Genomic DNA, 20,265 nt, shown 5'->3' with positions numbered 1-20,265 from the left:
GCATGGCAATGCTTGAAAACACACTGGTTGTTGTTGTCGTGATTGCGGTCGCGCTGATAACAGACATTGCAGTCTTGGCTTTGGCCAAGATACTTCCAAGATACAGGCCGACTGAAGTAAAGGTTTCAAGGTTTGAAGCCGGTAACCCACCGGTAGGTTTGCAGAAGTGGACACTGCCGATGCAGTACATAGGGTTCATGATAATGTTCATGGCCTTTGAACCTATACTGGTCATCATACTGCTCCTTTCAGGAACACCAACGCTTGATGTAATCGCATTGACAATCCTCGCCTTCATCCTACTCCTTCCAGCACTGCATGTCGCTTACAACTATTCACTCGAAATTGCCAGGTTGAGAGGTGATATCAATGGATGAATTCATTGAATTTGTTAGAGGAGGGCCGCTCGGTCCTATTAAGAAATGGGGAACCAAGTGGAGCTTATGGCCAGTTCACCTCGTCACTGCATGCTGTGGTGCCGAACTCGCTCATGCATTTGCAGCTGGTTACGATGGAGAAAGAATAGGTGCCCTCAACTACGGTATCGCGAGGCAGACCAACCTCATAATTGTTGAAGGAGCCATCACAAGAAAGATGGCAAGAGTGTTGAGGATAACATGGGAACAGATGCCAGATCCAAAGTTCGTAATTGTGATGGGTGCTTGCGGTCTGCAGGGTGGAATTTTCTGGAACGGCTACCACCTGGTTAAGCCTTCTGACGTTGTTCCGGTTGATTTCTTCATTCCCGGCTGCCCTCCCACTCCTGAAGCATTGTTGAGGGGAATAAGGCAGCTCCAGTTCAAGATAGAAACAGGTGAGGCGAAGACCTCTGCAACTTTCCCCGAAATATCCTTGGAGGCTGGCAGGAAGCCGAGAGTTCTTCCAAGACCACCAAAGAAGATATCGAAAGCACCGGCGGTGATAGTGAACGCACCAAAGGAGGTTGATTGGGAGTTTGGCCAGAAGCTGGTTGAGGAGCTGAAAGCCAAAATTGAGGCGAAATCTGTTACAATAACGGGCAAAAACAGAATAGCTGTTAAGGTGGAGAGCGACAGCATTACTAAAACTGCGATTAGACTTAAGGAAATGGGCTTTGACCACATTAAGAACGTTAACGTTATTGACGTGCCGAACGAGGACAAGTTCATCGTGGAGTACCACTTCTCCAGCTACAGTGTTAAGGAGCTCATGCCTGTTATCGTTAACGTCTTTGCAGATATTCCAAGGGACAATCCGAAGGTGAAGAGCCTCGCAAACATGTTTCCGAGTGCAGACTACATGGAGAGGGAGATGTACGACTTCTTCGGTGTGATTTTCGAGGGAAATCCATGGATGGGCAGAAAGTTCCTTCTCGCCCCAGATGCTCCAGAGTTCCCGCTGAGGAAGGACTTCAAGCTTGAAGAGGAGGTTTACGTGAGGTGATGAACATGGACGAATACGTGCTTGACATCCCTGTAGAGCCGCCTAAAGAGCTAAGGTCTCTCTTCATCCCCATCCCGCCGGAGTATGTTGAGGATACCTACAAGAGCGACGACTTTCTGATCCTCGTAGGTCCACAGCATCCCGGTAGCGGACACATGAGGCTGATTGTAAGAGTTAAAGGAGACATAATTCAGGAAGTTATTCCCGATCCTGGATATGTCCACAGGTCGATGGAGAAGCTTGCAGAAAACAGGCTTTACATCCAGAACATTCCTCTCGTTGAGAGACCAGCAATAATGGACGCTCCCAACTTTAACCTCGGATATGTGAGGGCAATTGAAGAGGCTCTCGACGTAGAGGTTCCTGAGAGGGCAAAGTACATCAGGACGATGCTCGCTGAACTTGGGAGAGTGGGAACGCACCTCTATGATGCGGCAATACTGGCAGTTTTCATCGGCCATACAACTGGCTTCATGTATCCTTTTGCTCTCAGAGAGCTGATTTGTGAGGCTCTCGTGAGGCTGACGGGAGCAAGGTTCACCTCATCCTTCATAATTCCCGGAGGAGTGAGGAGGGATGCGGACGAATCAACGCTGAAGTGGATATACGACATGACTCTAGCAATGGAAAGGAGGTTGAAATCGTTTGAGAGGATATTCATCAATAATCCCACGGTCATAGCGAGGCTTCAGGATGTTGGCGTTCTGAGCAAGGAGGAAGCAATAAAGTACGGTGTTGTTGGACCATTCCTGAGGGCGAGCGGTGTTGAATACGATGTCAGAAAGGTAGAGCCGTACGAGGCTTACGACGACCTTGCGTGGGATATGCCAGTTTCGGATGCAGGAGACGGTTACGCAAGATTTCTGGTCAGAGTTAACGAAGTTGGTCAGAGTTTGAGCATAATCAGGCAGTGTATCAAGGAGATGCCAGAAGGAAGAGTTATCAGTGAGCAGATAGCTGAAAACGGAAATGACATCAGAGGTTCTTTCTACGACAGCCTTTCCAATATAGTCCTTCCATCTGGAGAGTACACCACGCTGACTGAGGGAGCGAGAGGGACTATAGTCTTCAGCATAGTGAGTGATGGGGAGTCTAATGTGCCATACAGACTCAGAATCGTCAGTCCCGGATGGCTTTACCTGAGAGGTTTCATGGAGTCCATGAAGGGAGAGAGGCTGGCTGACCTGCAGGCCATATACGGCAGCTTCGGATACTTCCCGCCGGAGGCGGATAGGTGAGGTGGTTGTGATGATGGATATAATCAATTATCTTTTTGAGACCTTCAGCTCGAACATGATGGACATTCCGCTGATAGCTCCAATCGTTGATTACCTCATGAAAATCCCGGTAATCAACGTTCTTGTTGCCCTAATACTCTGGAAACCTTTCTTTGCCGTCATAATAATGCCCGGACTCGGAGTTCTAGTACTCTACCTGCTCTACGTAGTATGGTACGAGAGGAAGCTCACCGCAAGAATCCAGTGGAGAGTCGGGCCGCTTGAAGTCGCAAGACCTATCAGAGGAGCCATCCAGGCCTTGGCGGACGGTATAAGATACTTCTTCCAGGAGGCAATTGTTCACAGGGAGGCTCATCGCCCGTACTACGTTCAGCTTCCGATTCTCGCCTTCATTCCTGTACTGCTGCCAATAATGTTCATACCCGCTGGTAGTGCTGTTGGAATCTATACGCCCTACTCAATTCAGCTAATCGTGACTTTCATCGCTCTAATCCCAATAACGATAGTTGCAATAGGATGGGCTGCCAACAGCAGGTTTGCCTACATCGGTTCAGTTAGAGAAGCTTTCATGTACTTTGCCTACGAGGTTCCGTTCATAATTGCCGTGATTTCGATGATATTCCTCTACGGCAGCGGTGATGCTTACGTTGCGGTGGAGAAGCAGTCCGCAATTCCGGGAGCGCTGCTAAATCCGATAGCGTTCATAGTTTACATAATTGCGATGCTCATGGCAACATCCCGTCTGCCCTTCGAGATTCCAGAAGCTGACCAGGAAATTGCCTTCGGCCCATTTGTTGAGTACTCAGGAATCCTCTTCGGCCTTGTGATGGTTCTGGCTTACGAGAAGCTGTACATTATGACTCTGCTGTTCACGATACTGTTCCTTGGAGGCTGGAGTGGACTTTACTGTCCACTGCTCGGTGATCTCAACGGGCCTTTATGGATGTTTATCAAGACGATTGTTGTGATCTCAATACTGGTCATTGTAAGGTCAATTTACGCCAGATACAGGCTTGACCAGGCACTCAGAATTGGCTGGACTTCAATGCTTGCCCTATCAATTGCAGCGCTGGTTGTTGGAGGAGCCTTAGGAGTGTGGTTGTCATGATCAGGCTGAGTAAGGTTAAAACAGACCCGGTTGAGAACCTCAAGAGGCATGCTGAAGCAATAGGAGAGGCTGTAAAGCAGGCCATCAAGCCTGACAGAGTCACGGTGGAGTATCCGAGAGAGAGGAGGAAGTATCCCGAGTGCTTCAGGGGATTCATCGTTTTTGATAAGGAGAAGTGCATAAGCTGTTTCCGCTGCGCTCAAATCTGTCCTGCAAATGCTATTCAGATGGAATACTTCGATAAAGCGTATCCTGGCATAGACTATGCGAAGTGCATCTTCTGCCACTTCTGTGTTGATAGCTGTCCCACAGGGGCTTTGAACACGAGCAAGGTTCACGATGTGGCATTCAAGTCGATGGATGAGATGAAGCTTAGTACCAAGCAGATTACCAAAGTTCCGGAAATTGTCAGGGAAGAGAAGCAGACCGTTGAATACTACGTTGACCGCAACGTCTGGAAGCTGGTCAGGAAGAAAGAACTCGACAGACTTGAAGTTCCGCCGAAACCCGTTAAAGTGAAGGAAAGGAAGGCCGCATGCACCGAACCAGAAAGCTGCCTGGGTTGCAGGCTCTGTGCCAACGTTTGCCCGCAAAATGCAATTAAAGTCGAAAAGTGTGAGGTCTCGATTGATGAGGAGGTTACCGGAACGGGGTGCATTCTTCAAATACAAACAGACCTCTGCACAGGATGCGGATTGTGCGTGAGACAGTGTCCGATGCAGATTCTCACGCTTGAAGAGGTGGGAGAATGATGATAACGAGGGAGTGGCAGTTCGCCCTTCCGGAGAAGAAGCACAAGAAAAAGTACTTCGGCAACCTGAAGGTAGAGGTTATCGACGCTGGCCTTTGCTGTCACTGCGCCGCATGCGCCTCAGTGTGTCCGGTTAATGGAATAACTGCAGGCGATGCTCCAATCGATTTTCCCAATTGGATTAAGGAGTGTGTTGATTGCGGAGCTTGCGTCAAAGTATGCCCGAGATGGGACTACACGCCGAAAAACGGACTTGGTGAGTACATTGAGGTTACTGCCGCGAGGTCAAAGAGGTTTGTCGGTCAGGACGGGGCGATGGTTACCGAGTTCACCGCATCAGCCCTTGAGATGGGTTTAATTGAGAGAGCGATTTTTGTTGCGAGAGACTCGAACTGGAGGACGAGGGTTGTTACGATAAAAACACCTGAGCAGCTCTACGACCGCAAAATCACCGGAACGAAGTACAGCTACGCTGACGTTCTGCCAGCTTTGAAGGATGCAGTGCTAAAGTCGGAAGCTGTAGGATTCGTCGGCACTCCCTGCATGGTTACGGCAGTGAGAAAGATGCAGCAGGCATTCAAGAAGTTCGAGAGGGTTAAGCTTGCAATAGGCCTCTTCTGCACAGAGAACTTCTACCATCACGACCTCTACAACTTTTTGTTGGAGAAAGCAAATGCGGATTTAAGGAACGCCGTTAAGACGGACATCAAGAAAGGGAAGTTCATCGTTGAAATGAAGGATGGCAGTAAGGTGAGAATTCCCGTCAAGGATTTTGAAGAGATAATCCCCTCAGGATGTAAAGTCTGTCAGGATTTTGCTGCAGTTGACAGCGATGTCAGCGTTGGGAGTGTTGGAAGCGCAAACGGATTCTCGACCGTGATGGTAAGGACAGAGGTCGCAAAGAGCGTCTTGGACTACATCAGGGAAAAGGATTATGCTGAGTTCAAGGAGCCAAAGCTAGAAGTAGTGCAGAAGCTCTGCGACCACAAGATAAAGATACACCCCTGGCCGCCAAAGAAAAAGGAAGAGAAGTCAGAGGAATAGCTAAGCAATTTTTCCCATTATTATTTCAAAAGCCTTTTTTTCCCTCTCGCTGCCACATTTTTCGGTAATCTCTTTGTAATAGTGGATTTTCTTTAAAAGCTCCTTTCTTTTCTCCGCATCCTTTATAGCCACGTATCTGGTGGCATGAACGAGAGCCTCTATTACCGCGTTAAACCCTCTGTTCACAGCTCTAACTCTTCCCCCAATAACACCACCATCCGTGAGTTTTAACACAGCAACTCCACCCTTTATTTCAGCTTTGAATCTGCACCACGCCATTGAGCCTTTTATGATTGGGGGGTTGAGGGAGGCAAAGAACTCCTCGCTCAAGTTTCCGAACGATGATGTGGCAAAGACAATTGGGTCATCTATTATGTTGGCGAAGAGTGCTCCTTTTCTTTCAAGGTTCGCTCTGGTTCTGTTTCTGTAAAGCTTAGCCCTTGCCGTACTCGAATCAGAATTTTCAACGATAATGCCTATCGGTGCGGTGTTCCAGCTACCATCCTCGTTCTCGGTTATTGCTATGATTTCGTTAATTCCATCTGTAAATCCACAATCCTGCAGCTTCATATCCTCCACCCCTCCGCAAGAGCGAGGTAAATGGATGATGCCGTTAAGTCAGCAATAGTTCCTGGATTCGCACCATCTTTAAGCAGCTTTTCGTCGAGCTCTCTCCTCTCATCATCCGTTTTGGCCTTTTTTGCCCATTCAGTGATTTTCTCAGCATACTCTCTCCCCAATTTGGCAATGATGAGCGGGTCAGGATACTTTGAAAGAAGGTAGTAGTAGAGCTCTATAACAGCCTTTTCTGTTTTTTCGAAGTTCAAAATGAACTCTGCCCCTTCGACGCTGATTCCGTAACCACCAACAAGCTCTCTGGCAATCAGGTTTTCTTCAGGAGCCATCTTCATCCAATCGTAGAGGTTTATACCTTTCTGCACTATCTCCCTCTCCGTTTCTTCGTCTCTCAGGTTAAGCTCCTCAGCTTCAACAACCCTCGCGTTGCATAGTCTGAAAGCGTTTAAAACGCTTAAACTGTCCTCGTAACCAGTATTTTTAAGTCTCTCCCTGGCTCTTTCAGCAATATCAGCCATATCTCCTGCATCCCATGAAGCGACAAGCGGGACTAGGAGAAGGAATGCTCCAAAATGAACGTTCTCTGCCTTATGCCACTTCATGCTCTCTTTTATAGCCATCAACACGCCGTCACCAATCCTCCTTTTTTCCGCAACTTCGAGAAATGCCGGAAAAGCACCGGCTGCTGAAGCGAGGAAGTGCTCGAATCTCAGGTCTTTGAAGTCATGCTCCCTGTCAACATTACCCGCTTTCGGATTTCCGGAGACCTCAAGGAGCAGAGAAAGGCATGCTGCGACTGCTGCCTCAATCGGACTTTTGAGCATGGTCAACCTTTTTCCCCACACCAAAAATTATTTTCTCTCCAGACTACGACGTCAAAAAAACCTAAAATTAATTTACCAGTTCGCAACATTAAAACATGAGACTTCACGAGTATCAGGCGAAGCAGATTTTTTCAAAGCATGGAATCAAAATACCAAGAGGGGAACTTGCAACTACTGTTGAAGAAGTCAGGAAAATTGCGGAAAAGCTTGGAGGAAAAGTGGTTCTGAAATCCCAGGTTCTTGTGGGAGGGAGAGGAAAGGCTGGTGGGATAAAGAAGGCATACAGCGTAGATGAGGCTGCTGAAAAAGCAAATGAAATGTTGGGCTCTGTTTTGAAAGGTCATGTGGTTGAGAAAATTTACGTTGAGGAGATGATGGACATACAGCGCGAGATGTACGCAGGCTTTACCCTTGATCGAGCGAACAAAGGTGTTGCGGCAATTCTAAGTTCGGTAGGAGGTATGGACATTGAGGAAATTGCGGAGAAGCATCCCGAAAAAATTGCAAAAGTTACAGTAAACCCGAAATGGGGTTTGTGGGACTACCAGATAAGAGAACTCCTCCTTAACTCTGAGATGCCGAGAGAATACTGGAAAGAAGTTACGTCAATTCTGAAAACTCTATACAGGATTATGGTACACTATGAGGCTGAACTCGTTGAAATAAACCCTCTGGTTGTCACGCCTGAAGGCATTTTCGCTGCAGATGCGAGGCTTAACATCGACGACAGCGCTCTTTTCAGACACAGAGACTTGGAGGGGCTAAGGGATTACACCGAAGCGGACCAGATGGAGAGAATTGCAATGGAAAAGGGGCTGAATTACGTCAAACTTGACGGTAATGTTGGTGTAATGGCAAACGGAGCCGGAATGGCCATGGCGACCATGGATCTGATTTACATATATGGCGGGAAGCCGGCGAACTTCCTCGACATAGGGGGTGGCGCTTCAGCTGAAGTCGTGAGGGAGGCGATGAACCTCATTTTAAGCGATGATAACGTCAGGGTTGTTTTCATCAACATATTCGGCGGAATTACGAGGTGCGATGAAGTCGCGAGAGGGTTGGTTGAAGCATTAGGCGAGGTTTCAATTCCTGTTGTTGTGAGACTTGCCGGAACAAACGAGGAGGAGGGGAGAAAAATCATGGAGAAGTTTGCAAAAGACAGGCCGAACTTCCACATAGTCGAGACAATGGAGGAGGGAGCTGAAAAAGCTGTAAAGCTTGCAGAGGAGGGGAGATAGCATGGCGATAATTGTTGATGAGAACACAAAGGTTGTGGTGCAGGGAATAACGGGCTATCAGGGAAGGTTCCATACTGAAAGGATGCTCAATTACGGCACAAAAATCGTTGCGGGAGTAACTCCCGGTAAGGGCGGGACGGAGGTTCTCGGCGTGCCTGTATTCGACACCGTGAAGGAGGCTGTCAGTGAGACAGACGCAAATGCTTCCGTAATCTTCGTTCCCGCACCCTTTGCAGCGGATGCCGTGATGGAGGCTGCTGAAGCAGGAGTTGAGGTAATCGTCTGTATAACTGAAGGTATTCCCGTTCACGACGAGTTGAGGATGTACTGGAGGGTTAAGGAGGCCGGGGCAACGCTCATTGGCCCCAACTGTCCGGGAATCATAAGTCCGGGCAAAACTCATCTCGGAATCATGCCCGCTCAAATCTTCAAGCCAGGAGGTGTGGGGATAGTTTCGAGGAGTGGCACTCTTACTTACCAGATTGCCTACAACCTTACCAAGCTAGGCATAGGGCAGTCAACGGTTGTCGGAATAGGTGGGGACAGAATAATAGGAACGGACTTCGTTGAAGTTCTCAGAAGGTTCGAGGAAGACGATGAGACCGAAGCAGTGGTGCTTGTGGGTGAAATTGGAGGGAGAGATGAGGAAACAGCCGCTAAATTCATCGAGAAAATGTCGAAGCCGGTTGTTGGATATGTTGCGGGCCTAACAGCACCTCCAGGCAAGAGGATGGGCCATGCGGGAGCGATAATTGAGGGCGGTGAAGGCACGGCGGAGTCAAAGATTAAAGCTCTTGAGTCAGCGGGAGCAAGAGTTGGAAAGACACCGATGGAGGTTGCTGAGGTTGTCGCAGAAATCCTATGAGGCTCGACGTACTACTGGTAAAAAAGGGCATTTTCACATCGAGGAGCAGAGCGAAGGAGGCTATAAAGCGGGGCTTCGTCTTAGTTGACGGGAAAAAAGTAACAAAACCTTCTAAGGAGGTCGATTTTGAGTCGGAAATAGAAGTCCTCCAGCCGGAAAGGCCTAGGGGATACTGGAAGCTCAAGGAGATTGACGAACACTTTAACCTTTTTTCCGGAAAAGAGGTTGTTCTGGACCTCGGAAGCTCGGCTGGAGGATTTTTGCTTTACGCGAGTGAGAAAGCCAAAATGGTTTACGGCATAGAGTATAGCAGGGAGTTCGAGGAGCAACTGAGGGAGATTGAGAGGCAAAGGACGAACGTGAAGGTTTTCATCGCCGACGCGTTCACTTTCGACCTCTCACTTCTGCCGGAGATTGACATAATCCTGAACGACCTAACCCTCCCCTTCACCGCGTCATTTCATGCAATGCGAAGATTTCTTTCGAAGCTGAAAAGAGAAGGTATCGTGCTGTTTGTTCACAAGGAGGGGGATGGAGAGAGGCCGGATTTTGGCGAGATGGAAGTGCTTGATAGCTTTACTTCTCAAGACCGGAAAGAAAGTTACTATTTGCTTCGTCGTTAAGTTTCTTCTCATAACTATCATTATTGACGACATTATTATTGATTAATTACGAAAAATTTAAATACATAGAAGTTTCTCGAATTTTGTTGTCGCTAAAGGAGGTAGTGTCATGAAGGGGTATGTTGTGGGACTGGTGCTGACAATAATGCTGGTTACCACACCAGCAATGGCAGGAAGTAATGACTTTAACATGAATGGAACACAGTTCGCAGCGGCATTCATAAAGAATACAGTTTCGAATCTCGATCTTGGAGCCAAGTTCCTGCATTTGCTTTATGAGGTCAATGACACCGAGCAGAACTCAAATCTGTTCCAGAATCTGTGGGGATTGGTTTACGGAGGAGTTCTTGTCTCCGGATGGAACAACCAGGTAACGGCTGAAGTCCTTGAAACACTTGCCGACAGTAATAATCTGACCTCACAGAGAACTAATATCAGCGAGTCCATAAGAATGATGGCGACCAACACATCTGTCGTCTTTGGCGACGTTGAGGGTACTCAGGGGCTTGCGGCACTGTTGAACTACCAGGTCAAGGCTTTGCAAAACAAATCGATAACAACCACGAACTCAACGGGAGCGAAAGTGCCACTTGTTGAGGCTTACGCTGAAGCTCTGGCGAACACGATAACTGATAACATAAAGTTCACGATGGAGCTGTTCAAAGCCATACCGGATGCGTTAAATTCTTCATAACTAAGTTTTTAGTTTTTTGATACTATTTTTTACATCTTGTTGAGTGCAATTTCATATGGCACTTGTAGAGGATGTCATCTCCCTGCTTGAAAAGCAGGAAGGTCTCACGGCAAGGGAAATCTGCACCGCCCTAAATCTTGAACCCTCAAGGGAGAAAGAGGTATATTCAGCCCTAATCAAAGCGAGCAGAATCTTGAAGAGGAAGGGTAAGAGACTTGTGATGCAGCCTCCGAGATGCAGAAAGTGCGGCGTCGAGTTCGACAGGCCAAATCCTACAAAGTGTCCGAGGTGCAAGAGCCAGTGGATTGAGGATGCGAGGTTTTTTATAGATTAAAGGAACTTCGATGCAAATGTCTCGGATTTCCTCTCACACTCCTCACTGAAGCTGCAGTAGTCGCAGTACCTGCTCTCCCTTCTTTCAGGGAGAAACCCTCTCTGTATAAGCTTCACTCGTTCGATAAGCTTGATAACCTTTCTCCTGAGGCTGAAGGTTACCTCTACCCTTCTGACATCGCCAGTGTAGGCGTAATAGATCAACGCGTTGCTGTAATTTCCCGCTATTGAGGCAGCACCAGCTTTGATCATATCCCTCATCCAGACACCTTTTTCAGGTGGATTTAAGGAAATAAACAGAGGAACTGCCTCCCCGTTACACTCGACTATCTCCTCTACGCTGACCAGAAGACCAAGCGATTCGGATTTTAACACGATATCGATATCGACGGTTTTGCAATCGATTTGAGGATAAACGAATTTTCTTGCTGCAGAATCAAAAACAATATCATCAAATGCTTTATGAAGTGCCCTTGCCCTTTTCCTCGCCCAGTCGAGATCGAATCCCTGCCTCATGGAGAGATATATTTCCCTTATTGCCGCAAATTCAGTGAAGCTCTCATCGCCATCATGGATTCGGAAGTAACACAGCCTAGGGCAAGTGATGTAGCTCGTGAGGTGGCTGAGCTTAATCATGGCAAGGCATTGACATCAACATTTTAAACCTTTTTCCTAAAACTTAAATTAATGAAAAAGATTATTGCTGTGGCAGACACTCACCTGAAAGAATGGAAACTCCCGGAAAAGCTTCTGAAGTTGATGGAAAATGCCGACTTTGTAGTGCATGCAGGGGATTTTGAAAGTTATGATGTTTACAAAAAATTCTCCGAGTACGAGCTTTACGCTGTGGCCGGAAACAGCGATGATGAGGCTATAAAGAAAGAGCTTGAAGAGGAGCTTACCTTTGAGGTTGAAGGTGTGAGGTTTGGGCTGGTTCACAAAGGGAACTTCATCAACCAGTTTCACGACCTCGGCTACAAGGCAATGGAGCTTGGTGTTGATGTTCTGATTTTCGGGCATTTGCACCGGTTTGTTCTTGAAGAAGTTAGAGGGAAGCTTCTGGTGTGTCCCGGCAGTCCCACACAGCCGAGAATGTCTGTTGCGAGCTGTGCGGAGATTGTTGTGGACGGAAGCAAGGTTGATGTTAAGTATCATGTCGTTCAGCCGCTTTTCTGCGGTATGGATGTTTACGAAAAGCTGGAGGGGTGCGGATGAAGGTTTTCGTTCCTGAGAACTGGGGTGAGTTGAAAGGTAAGCTGAGTGAGAAAGGAAGGGTGGTTGAAGTAAGAAAAGGTGATGGAGAGGAAGAGTGCTGTGCGTTCATTGGAAGATCCCTTAGAATGACCGCCGGGCCAAAAAATATCAGGGATGCGCTGGAAACTCTCGCAGACCTGGGTTTTGAATATGCAGCAATGCTCGGCTTTGAACTTGAGCTTGAGGGCCTTGAGAAGGGACTCGGTTTCAAGATTCCGAAAGTAAAAACTGTTGAGGAAGTTGAAAAGGCTCCGGAGATAGAGTCCCTGAAATCTTTGGTTATTAAAACGAAGTGCGTTGAGGGAGTTGAGAGATGTGGAGCAATGGGAATCTTCGTTGGTTTCGTCAGGAAGGAGTCAGAAGGCAAGACGGTAAGCAGACTTGAGTATGAGGCTTATGACGAAATGCTGAATGAGAAGGTAAGGGAAATTGAGGAGAGAATAAAGCAAATGCCGGGAATTGTGAATGCGAGAATTTACCACAAGAGGGGAGTTCTGATGCCCGGAGAGGACATCGTTTACATTACAGTTATGGGGGAGCACAGAAAGGACATCTGGGAGCCTTTGAAGGAGGCTGTGGAACTGATGAAGAAAGAGCTTCCGATTTGGAAGAAGGAGGTTTACGAGGACGGCGAAGTTTGGGTTCACGATGTTGAGAGGAGAGATTAAGGCTTAAGTGGATTATACTTTAAACACCATAATTTTCGTCAAAAGCCCCCCATATCTGACAAACCTCTCGTGAGTGCACTGCAGTCCAGCTTCTTCTGCAGCTCTGGCAAGAAGTTTGTATTCTGCGGTGATGATAACGAGCCTCGAATCCTGATTCATGCATTTCCTCGCTGCAATTGCGAAATCGCGATACAGCCTTTCAATCGCCCCCTTTCTGTGTATCCTGAGCCCGTACGGTGGGTTGGTTATTATCACGTCGTACTCTCCAGACATCTCCGTCGCATCTCCCTGCATGAAGGTTATCGTGTCGAGAACGCCAGCATTTTCGGCGTTATTCAATGCCCCTTCAAGATGCTTCCTGAACTTCTCAATTCCAAACAGCTTTAGCCTGACATTCTTTTCTTCCCACTCAAAGTCTTTTTTGCAGAGTTTCTGGTATGCAAACTCCCTCTTGTTCGGAACGTTCCTCGCCATTAGAGCAGCTTCAATTGGAATCGTCCCGCTTCCGCACATCGGGTCAATCAAAGATTCATCAAATTTCCACTCAGCCAGCCTGATCATACCGCAGGCTGTTGCAGCGTTGAGGTGGGCAGGGTGGTTGTAAACTCTCCACCACCGCTTGTGCATCGCATCATCACCTGTAGTGTCAACTCCGACGAAGAGCTCGTTTTCTACAAGCTCTACTCTAAGAATCACATCTGGTTCGCTTAAGTTCACCCTGAGCCTCTCTCCATGGCTCTCCATGAAGCTGTCGATTACAGCCTGTCCCGCAACCCTCGCGATGTCCATTGACGTGAAATCGTGCTCGCCAACCCGAAGACTCCTCACCGCGAAGCTCTTTCCCTTAATAAAGCTGAAGTCGAGACTCTTCACCTCTCTGTAAATGTCGTCAAGCGTCTCAACACTGCACCTGAGGAGGAGAAGGTTCAACCTTTCAAGAGTCCTTGAAAGGTGGTTGATGGCTGGAATTATATCTTTCTCTCCCGAAAAGAAGATTCTTCCTTTTTCCTGTCTTATCTCCTCAACCCTTCCCCCAAGCTCCTCGACCTCTTTTGCTGCAACATCTTCAAGTCCGGGTGGGAGAGTTGCGTAAAATTTCACGACAAGACTTTTCTTTCCCGACGGATATGTTCTTCGGTGATAATTCAGGGAAAGCCATACAGTGACGAGGAAATCCTCAATGCATTGCACCCCTTAGTGAGGGAGTGGTTCCTGTCAAAATACTCAGAATTTACTCCTCCCCAGAGATACGCCATAGTTGAGGCTTTCAAAGGCAGAAATGTGCTGATCACCTCTCCAACCGGGAGCGGAAAAACTCTCGCAGCATTTCTTGCTGCGATAAGCATGCTTGTGGGGAAGGCGGAGAATGGGGAGCTTGAAGACAGGGTTTGCGTCGTTTACGTCTCCCCTCTCAAGGCTCTGAACAACGACATACAGAAAAACCTCGAAGAGCCGCTTGGGGAGATTTACGCCCTTGCCGAGGAGAAAGGAATCAAGCTGAAGAAAATCAGGGTTGCAGTAAGAACTGGCGACACTGATGCATCTGAGAAACAGAGGCAGATGAGGAAGCCCCCACACATCCTCATAACGACTCCCGAAACTCTCGCAATTGTCCTCTGCAGCCCCAAGTTCAGCAAGTCACTCACAAATGTGAGATTTCTGATTGTAGATGAGATCCATGCGATAGCGGAAAACAAAAGAGGTGTTCATCTTTCCCTCTCCATTGAGAGGCTTCAGAGGATTCAGGAGGGGGAGATGGTCAGAATAGGTCTGTCAGCCACAATATCCCCCCTTGAAGAAATAGCGAGGTTTCTTGTGGGATACAACTACGGAGAGGAGAGAGATTGTGTCATAGCGGATGTGACCTTCGAAAAGCCAATGGACATAAAGGTCGTCTCCCCTATAAGCGATTTCTTCTCTGCGAGCGCTGAGGAAATCAGCGACAGACTCTACGACCTGCTTGCAGAGTACGTAAAAAGCTCGAAAACGACCTTGATTTTCACAAACACTAGAAGCGCGACGGAGAGGGTTGTTTACCACCTCAAGAAGAGGCTAAAGGATTTCCCCATAAAGGCTCACCACAGCTCTCTGTCAAAGGAAGTAAGGCTTGAGGTTGAGAACGAGCTAAAGAGCGGAAAGTTGAGGTGTGTCGTTTCCTCAACAAGCCTTGAGCTTGGGATAGACATAGGTTACATCGACCTCGTCATACTGCTGGGCTCGCCGAAGAGCATAAACAGAGCCCTGCAGAGGATTGGCAGGAGCGGACACAGGTTGCACGAGGTAAGTGTGGGTAGAATAGTCGTCGTCGACCAGGATGACCTCGTGGAGTGCACAGTTCTGGCAAAGGAGGCGAGGGAGAGAAGGCTTGACAGAGTCAGAATGCCAAAGAAGTGCCTCGACGTTCTGTGCCAACACGTCGTTGGAATGGCTATCGAGAAGGTTTGGAGCGTTGATGAAGCTCTTGCCTTAATTAGGAACGCTTATCCATACAGAGATCTGACGAGGGAGGAGTTCCTCTCGGTTTTGAGATATCTTTCAGGCAATTTCTCAGAGCTGGAGAAAAAGAAGGTTTACGCTAAAATCTGGTTCGATGAGAAAGAGGGTGTTTTCGGAAGAAGAGGGAAGATGATAAGACCGATTTACTACCTCAACACCGGAACAATTCCGGATGAGGTTGCGGTTAAGGTTCTCACGAAAGATGGGAAGAGGGTGGGGAAGGTAGAGGAGGAGTTTGCTGAAAACTTACTGCCTGGTGACATCTTTGTCCTTGCAGGTAAAACCTTCAAGTTTCTGAAGGCCAAGGGGATGAGTCTGATTGTCGAGGAGGTTGAGGGAGAGAAGCCAACAGTTCCGAGCTGGTTCAGCGAGCAGTTGCCTTTGAGCTACGATCTGGCCGAGAGGATAAGGAAGTTCAGGGGTTGGATGGAGGAAATTCTGGAGAAGAAGGACAGAGAAGAAATCATTGAGACTCTGATGAGGGATTATGACATCGAAAGAAACGCCGCCAACGCCATATACCGCTACTTCATGGAGCAGAAGCTATTCAGCGAGATTCCTACGGACAGAAAGCTGGTGGTGGAAAAGTATGAGGATGACAGAAATTACTACTTCTTCCACACGCTTATCGGAAGAAGGGCCAACAGCGCGATAGCGAGAGTTTTCGCCTACAGAGCAGGACTAATCAAGAACTGCAACGTTCAGATGGGGATAAACGACAACGGCTTCGTTCTAATTCTGCCGCCTCACAAAAGGCTGAACGATGCCGAGATTGAAGGGCTCTTCGTCATTCCAGAGTTCGAAAATCATCTCAGAAAGGCTTTGGATAGAACGGAAATTCTGAGGAGAAGGTTCAGACACGTGGCTGTGAGAAGTCTGATGATTCTGAGAAACTACTTGGGGAGGGAGAAGAGCGTATGGAGACAGCAGTTTTCCGCAGACTCAATTTTAAGCTTTTTAAAGCGCTACTATCCCGACTTTCCAGTGCTGAGAGAGACATACAGGGAGATTATGGAGGACGCGATGAACATAGATGATGCACTCGATTTTCTGTCGAAGGTCGGGAAGGAGATGGAGCTGGTAATAGTCAGAACGCCTTATCCAAGCCCCTTCGCCTTCAACATGTATCTGCTCGGCGAGCAGGATGTTGTTTTGATGGAGGACAGAAGGAAAGTTCTGAAGGAGCTTCACGAGAAGGTAATGAGCGTGATACAGAATGCGGCGAATTAAGATGTACCTCGACTTCATAAAGATTGAGCACACTTTGTTTGCCTTACCTTTTGCCTACGCCGGAGCGTTTCTTGCCGCTAAAGGCCTGATTGACCTCGGACTGGCTTTTTTGATTTTGACAGCCTTCACCGGATTGAGGACTGCAGCGATGACCTTCAACAGAATCATCGACAGAGAAATAGACGCGAAGAATCCAAGAACAGCTATGAGGCATCTGCCTGCTGGCCTAATCAGCCTCAGGGAAGCTTACGCCATCGCAGCCCTATCTCTTGCCATTTACTTCGTCTCCGCTGCCCTGATAAATAGCACGGCTTTCATGCTCTCTCCCATTCCGGCAATAACTGCCTACGTTTATCCCTACTTAAAGCGCTTCACCTGCCTCTGCCACTACGTTCTCGGCCTCAACCTCGCCTTCGCCCCGCTTGGCGGGTGGATTGCCGTAACAAATTCCATCGATGTTTTTGGCAGCGAACTCGTCCCAACACTGCTCGGAATAGCAGTCATGTTCTGGGTTGCTGGGTTTGATATGATTTACGGCTTGCAGGATGTTGAATTCGACCGCAAACACAATCTTCACTCTGTTGGAGCGCATTTTGGTGTTAAAGCCGCTCTGTGGGTTTCGAGGTTAAACCACATCGTTTTCTTCTCCCTCACCGCCCTTGCCCTGCACATTCATAAAGCCCAGCTTGCAAAGCTCTTTCTTCCCGTTATTGCTATACTGCTCTTCTACGAGCATTTTATTGTCAGAGATGGATATGATGAGGCTAAAATTCAGGTTGCCTTTTTTTATGTGAATGCAATAGTCAGTTCCACACTTCTCGCAGCGATTTTTGCGGAAGCAATTTTTGGAAAACTACTTTAATCCTTGCTGTCACATAGATAAGTGAAGCTCTCTCGCCTGAAGAGGAAACACAAGAGAGTGATTTCTGCGGGTAAGATTGCCGAGCAGTTCTGGTGCGAGAGGGGAGTTGAACTGAAGCTTCTTTATGGTATCAAGCCATCAGGTGCACTTGTGCAGAGGGGAAAGAGAATCCACGACGAGATTTCTGGAAGGGCAAATTTGCCAAGGCCCGAAAACTTCGTTGACTGGTTGGGTGGTCAGATACACTTTACAAATATCTCCATTGATAACTTTTTGACTTCTGGAGTTGGAAGGGAGATTTTCCTCGTCGCAAAAGTTGACGGTGATGGCTGGAGGTGGTACATAAGCGGCTCCATTGACGAGATCAGGGAAAGGCGTGGCAGGACTCAGGTGATTGAGAGAAAAACGAGGGTTAAAGAAAGTATACCGGCTAACGACTCCCACAGAGTTCAGGGATTGCTCTACCATCTGTTGCTCGATGAGGCAAGGAAACAGAAGGTCAGCAGGAACGTAAGAAAGGCTTACAATCTCGGAGAGAGGGCGATTATCAGCAGAGAGTATTCTCAGCTTGTAGGAATTGGAGAAAGGAGTGTAAGGGCTCTGCTGAAAACCCTTGACTCCAAATTCTCTCTGATTCCCGAACTAGATGAGGAGGTCGTCATTGTTTACGAGAGTCAGAAAAGCGGTGATAAAATAGGTGAAGTTAAAGTCAGAGCCAGAAAGGAAGAAATCGAGAAAATTCTGCAGTTTTCGAGGGAGTACTGGGCAGGGGAGAGGGAGGCGTTAAAGACCAAGGATAAATGGAAGTGCAAGTTCTGCGAGGTGAGAATGTACTGTTTCTGAGCAAAATTTGTCAGCAATATTTATAAAGATTCAATCCCATTAAAGACTGTGAAGAAGTGGTTACTGCTAAGTGTGCTCGCTGGCATAACTTTTGGAATTGTTTCAGCGTATTACACTGTAGATTACATAGCCGAATTTTTCACCGTGAAAAATGGCGCCTGGGAAACGAATCTTCTGGCTGGTTCAGAGAAGGCAGACATCTACACAAGAGCCGCAATTGCCCTTAATGCACTCTTTGCCCTCAATAAATCTGAAGCAGTTTACTTTATTGCCTATACCGACAGCAACTTTAATCCACTAAGGCTTCACTGCGACTACAGGATTGAGGGTGGAAAGCTTCCGGCAAGATGGTGGAGCATTACCGTTTACGGTTCAGACCTCTTCCTGATTCCCAATGAATACGATATCTACGCCGTAACCAGCGAGAGTGTGAGGTGGGACGACGGGAAATGGGTCGTAAAGCTCTCCCAGAAGTATCAGGATGGCAACTGGATTCCGCTAAGGGGTGAGGGGAACTTCATTCTTGTCCTGAGACTCTACAATCCTGACAAAACGGTTTACGAGAGCCCACAATCAATTGAGCTTCCGAAAATAATTCTGGAGGGGTGCAGATGAAGAAATACATCGTCGCATTTGCAATTTCAGCTATTATTGCTCATGTAGCATTTGTTGCAATCTTTCCCAAGCTGATAATGGTTCTCTACTTCTACACAACAACCTCTGCAGGCTACGAGGAGAACAAAATCTACCACGTACCGCCCATCAACTCAAGCTACAGAAAGGTTGTTCTTCCAGGCCCAAACCTTCTCTACTCCTTCTGCATCTATGATATCTCCGAAAAACCGTTGCTGATTGAGGCAAAAGTTCCTGAGAACACCTACTGGTCTGTATCCTTCTACGATTCCCTAACGAACAACTTTTTTACGATTAACGACAGAGATGTAAAGGATGTGGCAAGGATTCTGCTCGTCAAAGGAGATGCTGACATTAAAGGTGCCATTGTCGTCAGAGCGGAGGACGAACACGGTCTAATCCTGTTCAGAACCTTTATTCCCGACAAAAACGTAATTCCAGAACTTGACGCTTTAAGACAGCAGTGGAAATGCGAGCAAACCGAAACATATTTATTTGATTAGATGTCAAATTATTTTTATGATGTCGGGAGCTTGGATTGTGAGTTTGAAAATTCTGAAAGAGGTATCATCGGAGGAGGTCGAGGAGTTTGAAGGGTCTGATAGCTGAAGTTGTTGAAAGCTACGATCCTGGTCGACTGGATGCTGATACTGCTGAGCTCGTGGAGAAGTATCTCGCAAGGGTTGTTTTGAGACACGTATTTCTGCAGGAGCAGCTTGACGAGGAGACTGAGGTGGCGTTGAAAATTCTTAAACGGTTTTTATCCTGATTTTATTTTTTTGCATGCAACCTATTTCTATACCTAACCAAGAGCCGTGGTCAGACTTCTGCCAAAACTAAAGCTAAATTTAAATACAAAATAATGGGAACGAGAGTTCGAGCGATGAAGTGGAGGAGAGACTAAGAAGCGCCTGTCAGAAAGCTTTAAGCAAATTAGTCTCGTGGGATTGGGTATGGTTGAGATATACGAGATAAAAGCAAGGAAGATATTCCACGAAACCAGAATTCCGGGAGCGGATTGGGGCATTAACTATTATCGTGGTTGCATACATGGATGCATCTATTGCTACCTGAAATTTCTTTGTCGATGGAGAAAACAAAAAGAAAATTGGGGAGAATTTGTTGATATAAAAATAAATGCTCCGGAACTGGCTGTTAAGGAAAGCAAGGAACAAAGAAGGAGTAGCAGTATTATGCACAGGCGAGGACTATCAACCGATTGAGAGAAAATACAAGTTGACAAGAAAGGTTCTTCAAAACCTGAACCAAAATTTAAAGCTGTCTATTCTGACAAAATCCGATTTAATCACAAGAGATGCTGACTTGTTTAACCGCTTCAAAGGCATAGAGTTGGGTCATACGATAACAACGCTGGAAGAGGATATTAAAAAGTGTTCGAGCCATTTTCTCCAAGCTCAAAGGCGAGATTGGAAGCTTTAAAGGAGTTGAAAGAAGAGGGTTTTACACATACGTTTTTGTCGGCCCCATACTTCCGTACTTAACGGAGGGCATGTCCACATTACCAAAACCTATAAATCTAAAACATAACACTAAAATATG

At 47.2% G+C, this 20,265-nt stretch carries 24 protein-coding genes; 20 read left to right on the top strand and 4 right to left on the bottom strand.

Annotated features, from left to right (window positions below; all coding sequences use genetic code 11):
• Window positions 1-2 precede the first annotated feature (2 nt).
• The 6 genes from ndhC to H0Z19_RS07780 are packed head-to-tail and all read left to right on the top strand — an operon-like array spanning window position 3 to window position 5,563.
• Entirely contained in the window at window positions 3-377 is a 375-nt protein-coding gene (ndhC, locus tag H0Z19_RS07805; protein ID WP_290725475.1) for an NADH-quinone oxidoreductase subunit A, read from the top strand.
• A complete protein-coding gene (gene nuoB / locus H0Z19_RS07800) occupies window positions 370-1,422 on the top strand; it encodes an NADH-quinone oxidoreductase subunit NuoB (protein WP_290725472.1) in 1,053 nt (350 codons plus the stop codon). Before ndhC ends, nuoB begins: the two co-directional genes overlap by 8 nt.
• Before the next feature lie 5 nt (window positions 1,423-1,427).
• Entirely contained in the window at window positions 1,428-2,660 is a 1,233-nt protein-coding gene (locus H0Z19_RS07795) for an NADH-quinone oxidoreductase subunit D (RefSeq protein WP_290725469.1), read from the top strand.
• A 10-nt stretch (window positions 2,661-2,670) separates the two neighbouring features.
• Window positions 2,671-3,768 carry an NADH-quinone oxidoreductase subunit NuoH gene (nuoH, locus tag H0Z19_RS07790; protein WP_290725466.1) on the top strand — a complete coding sequence of 366 codons (1,098 nt, stop codon included), beginning with the start codon at window positions 2,671-2,673 and terminating at the stop codon, window positions 3,766-3,768.
• Window positions 3,765-4,520, top strand: coding sequence for a 4Fe-4S binding protein (locus H0Z19_RS07785; RefSeq protein ID WP_290725497.1), 756 nt, complete (start codon window positions 3,765-3,767; stop codon window positions 4,518-4,520). Before nuoH ends, H0Z19_RS07785 begins: the two co-directional genes overlap by 4 nt.
• Window positions 4,517-5,563 (top strand): Coenzyme F420 hydrogenase/dehydrogenase, beta subunit C-terminal domain, encoded by a 1,047-nt coding sequence (locus tag H0Z19_RS07780; protein WP_290725464.1) that lies wholly within the window; start codon window positions 4,517-4,519, stop codon window positions 5,561-5,563. The genes H0Z19_RS07785 and H0Z19_RS07780 overlap by 4 nt, the downstream gene beginning before the upstream one ends.
• Here the strand turns inward: H0Z19_RS07780 and H0Z19_RS07775 are convergent, their stop codons facing one another.
• Both H0Z19_RS07775 and H0Z19_RS07770 read right to left on the bottom strand, forming a co-directional pair.
• Window positions 5,564-6,133 carry a DUF447 domain-containing protein gene (locus H0Z19_RS07775; RefSeq protein WP_290725462.1) on the bottom strand — a complete coding sequence of 190 codons (570 nt, stop codon included), beginning with the start codon at window positions 6,131-6,133 and terminating at the stop codon, window positions 5,564-5,566.
• Window positions 6,130-6,963, bottom strand: coding sequence for a triphosphoribosyl-dephospho-CoA synthase (locus H0Z19_RS07770; RefSeq protein ID WP_290725459.1), 834 nt, complete (start codon window positions 6,961-6,963; stop codon window positions 6,130-6,132). Before H0Z19_RS07770 ends, H0Z19_RS07775 begins: the two co-directional genes overlap by 4 nt.
• 95 nt (window positions 6,964-7,058) lie before the next feature.
• Here H0Z19_RS07770 and sucC point away from each other — a divergent pair, with 95 nt between their 5' ends.
• From sucC to H0Z19_RS07745, 5 genes are all read left to right on the top strand, one after another.
• Complete coding sequence (sucC, locus tag H0Z19_RS07765) at window positions 7,059-8,204, top strand: ADP-forming succinate--CoA ligase subunit beta (protein ID WP_290725456.1); 1,146 nt, start codon at window positions 7,059-7,061, stop codon at window positions 8,202-8,204.
• Window position 8,205: 1 nt separating this feature from the next.
• Window positions 8,206-9,069 carry a succinate--CoA ligase subunit alpha gene (gene sucD / locus H0Z19_RS07760; protein WP_290725454.1) on the top strand — a complete coding sequence of 288 codons (864 nt, stop codon included), beginning with the start codon at window positions 8,206-8,208 and terminating at the stop codon, window positions 9,067-9,069.
• A complete protein-coding gene (locus H0Z19_RS07755; RefSeq protein WP_290725452.1) occupies window positions 9,066-9,692 on the top strand; it encodes a TlyA family rRNA (cytidine-2'-O)-methyltransferase in 627 nt (208 codons plus the stop codon). Before sucD ends, H0Z19_RS07755 begins: the two co-directional genes overlap by 4 nt.
• A 109-nt stretch (window positions 9,693-9,801) precedes the next feature.
• Window positions 9,802-10,386 carry a hypothetical protein gene (locus H0Z19_RS07750; protein ID WP_290725450.1) on the top strand — a complete coding sequence of 195 codons (585 nt, stop codon included), beginning with the start codon at window positions 9,802-9,804 and terminating at the stop codon, window positions 10,384-10,386.
• A 55-nt stretch (window positions 10,387-10,441) separates the two neighbouring features.
• Complete coding sequence (locus H0Z19_RS07745) at window positions 10,442-10,720, top strand: transcriptional regulator (RefSeq protein WP_290725447.1); 279 nt, start codon at window positions 10,442-10,444, stop codon at window positions 10,718-10,720.
• Here the strand turns inward: H0Z19_RS07745 and H0Z19_RS07740 are convergent.
• On the bottom strand, window positions 10,717-11,355 hold the full coding sequence (locus H0Z19_RS07740; RefSeq protein ID WP_290725445.1) for a Dna2/Cas4 domain-containing protein: 639 nt from the start codon (window positions 11,353-11,355) through the stop codon (window positions 10,717-10,719). The genes H0Z19_RS07745 and H0Z19_RS07740 overlap by 4 nt on opposite strands.
• Window positions 11,356-11,406: 51 nt before the next feature.
• Between H0Z19_RS07740 and H0Z19_RS07735 the strand changes: the two genes are divergently transcribed.
• Both H0Z19_RS07735 and H0Z19_RS07730 read left to right on the top strand, forming a co-directional pair.
• Window positions 11,407-11,934 (top strand): metallophosphoesterase, encoded by a 528-nt coding sequence (locus tag H0Z19_RS07735; protein ID WP_290725444.1) that lies wholly within the window; start codon window positions 11,407-11,409, stop codon window positions 11,932-11,934.
• The gene (locus tag H0Z19_RS07730; protein ID WP_290725442.1) at window positions 11,931-12,641 is read left to right on the top strand and encodes a molybdenum cofactor biosynthesis protein MoaE; all 711 of its coding nucleotides are present in this window, start codon (window positions 11,931-11,933) and stop codon (window positions 12,639-12,641) included. Before H0Z19_RS07735 ends, H0Z19_RS07730 begins: the two co-directional genes overlap by 4 nt.
• A gap of 12 nt (window positions 12,642-12,653) precedes the next feature.
• Here the strand turns inward: H0Z19_RS07730 and trm14 are convergent, their stop codons facing one another.
• Complete coding sequence (trm14, locus tag H0Z19_RS07725) at window positions 12,654-13,742, bottom strand: tRNA (guanine(6)-N2)-methyltransferase (RefSeq protein ID WP_290725440.1); 1,089 nt, start codon at window positions 13,740-13,742, stop codon at window positions 12,654-12,656.
• Between the two features lie 36 nt (window positions 13,743-13,778).
• Here trm14 and H0Z19_RS07720 point away from each other — a divergent pair, with 36 nt between their 5' ends.
• From H0Z19_RS07720 to H0Z19_RS07690, 7 genes are all read left to right on the top strand, one after another.
• Window positions 13,779-16,367, top strand: a complete 2,589-nt coding sequence (locus tag H0Z19_RS07720) for an ATP-dependent helicase (protein ID WP_290725438.1) — start codon at window positions 13,779-13,781, stop codon at window positions 16,365-16,367.
• Window positions 16,354-17,229, top strand: a complete 876-nt coding sequence (locus H0Z19_RS07715; RefSeq protein ID WP_290725436.1) for a UbiA-like polyprenyltransferase — start codon at window positions 16,354-16,356, stop codon at window positions 17,227-17,229. The genes H0Z19_RS07720 and H0Z19_RS07715 overlap by 14 nt, the downstream gene beginning before the upstream one ends.
• 21 nt (window positions 17,230-17,250) lie before the next feature.
• The gene (locus H0Z19_RS07710; RefSeq protein WP_290725434.1) at window positions 17,251-18,072 is read left to right on the top strand and encodes a PD-(D/E)XK nuclease family protein; all 822 of its coding nucleotides are present in this window, start codon (window positions 17,251-17,253) and stop codon (window positions 18,070-18,072) included.
• Window positions 18,073-18,120: 48 nt separating this feature from the next.
• On the top strand, window positions 18,121-18,687 hold the full coding sequence (locus H0Z19_RS07705) for a DUF1214 domain-containing protein (protein ID WP_290725433.1): 567 nt from the start codon (window positions 18,121-18,123) through the stop codon (window positions 18,685-18,687).
• Window positions 18,684-19,208 carry a DUF1254 domain-containing protein gene (locus H0Z19_RS07700; protein ID WP_290725432.1) on the top strand — a complete coding sequence of 175 codons (525 nt, stop codon included), beginning with the start codon at window positions 18,684-18,686 and terminating at the stop codon, window positions 19,206-19,208. Before H0Z19_RS07705 ends, H0Z19_RS07700 begins: the two co-directional genes overlap by 4 nt.
• A gap of 86 nt (window positions 19,209-19,294) precedes the next feature.
• Complete coding sequence (locus H0Z19_RS07695; protein WP_290725430.1) at window positions 19,295-19,474, top strand: hypothetical protein; 180 nt, start codon at window positions 19,295-19,297, stop codon at window positions 19,472-19,474.
• A 184-nt stretch (window positions 19,475-19,658) separates the two neighbouring features.
• Window positions 19,659-19,928, top strand: coding sequence for a hypothetical protein (locus H0Z19_RS07690; protein ID WP_290725428.1), 270 nt, complete (start codon window positions 19,659-19,661; stop codon window positions 19,926-19,928).
• Window positions 19,929-20,265: the final 337 nt, after the last annotated feature.

This window comes from Archaeoglobus sp., assembly GCF_017656475.1.
GTDB lineage: Archaea > Halobacteriota > Archaeoglobi > Archaeoglobales > Archaeoglobaceae > Archaeoglobus.
This window is presented reverse-complemented; position numbering and strand designations above follow the sequence as displayed.

Bases quoted from the DNA above. Each gene is read 5' to 3' on its own strand.
- ndhC (WP_290725475.1), top strand. From the start codon at position 3: ATGGCAATGCTTGAAAACACACTGGTTGTTGTTGTCGTGATTGCGGTC.
- H0Z19_RS07715 (WP_290725436.1), top strand. From the start codon at position 16,354: ATGCGGCGAATTAAGATGTACCTCGACTTCATAAAGATTGAGCACACT.
- H0Z19_RS07755 (WP_290725452.1), top strand. From the start codon at position 9,066: ATGAGGCTCGACGTACTACTGGTAAAAAAGGGCATTTTCACATCGAGG.
- H0Z19_RS07770 (WP_290725459.1), bottom strand. From the start codon at position 6,963: ATGCTCAAAAGTCCGATTGAGGCAGCAGTCGCAGCATGCCTTTCTCTG.
- nuoH (WP_290725466.1), top strand. From the start codon at position 2,671: ATGATGGATATAATCAATTATCTTTTTGAGACCTTCAGCTCGAACATG.
- H0Z19_RS07740 (WP_290725445.1), bottom strand. From the start codon at position 11,355: ATGATTAAGCTCAGCCACCTCACGAGCTACATCACTTGCCCTAGGCTG.
- H0Z19_RS07775 (WP_290725462.1), bottom strand. From the start codon at position 6,133: ATGAAGCTGCAGGATTGTGGATTTACAGATGGAATTAACGAAATCATA.
- H0Z19_RS07735 (WP_290725444.1), top strand. From the start codon at position 11,407: ATGAAAAAGATTATTGCTGTGGCAGACACTCACCTGAAAGAATGGAAA.
- nuoB (WP_290725472.1), top strand. From the start codon at position 370: ATGGATGAATTCATTGAATTTGTTAGAGGAGGGCCGCTCGGTCCTATT.
- H0Z19_RS07780 (WP_290725464.1), top strand. From the start codon at position 4,517: ATGATGATAACGAGGGAGTGGCAGTTCGCCCTTCCGGAGAAGAAGCAC.
- H0Z19_RS07730 (WP_290725442.1), top strand. From the start codon at position 11,931: ATGAAGGTTTTCGTTCCTGAGAACTGGGGTGAGTTGAAAGGTAAGCTG.
- H0Z19_RS07795 (WP_290725469.1), top strand. From the start codon at position 1,428: ATGGACGAATACGTGCTTGACATCCCTGTAGAGCCGCCTAAAGAGCTA.
- sucC (WP_290725456.1), top strand. From the start codon at position 7,059: ATGAGACTTCACGAGTATCAGGCGAAGCAGATTTTTTCAAAGCATGGA.
- H0Z19_RS07745 (WP_290725447.1), top strand. From the start codon at position 10,442: ATGGCACTTGTAGAGGATGTCATCTCCCTGCTTGAAAAGCAGGAAGGT.
- H0Z19_RS07690 (WP_290725428.1), top strand. From the start codon at position 19,659: ATGGTTGAGATATACGAGATAAAAGCAAGGAAGATATTCCACGAAACC.
- sucD (WP_290725454.1), top strand. From the start codon at position 8,206: ATGGCGATAATTGTTGATGAGAACACAAAGGTTGTGGTGCAGGGAATA.
- H0Z19_RS07750 (WP_290725450.1), top strand. From the start codon at position 9,802: ATGAAGGGGTATGTTGTGGGACTGGTGCTGACAATAATGCTGGTTACC.
- H0Z19_RS07700 (WP_290725432.1), top strand. From the start codon at position 18,684: ATGAAGAAATACATCGTCGCATTTGCAATTTCAGCTATTATTGCTCAT.
- H0Z19_RS07785 (WP_290725497.1), top strand. From the start codon at position 3,765: ATGATCAGGCTGAGTAAGGTTAAAACAGACCCGGTTGAGAACCTCAAG.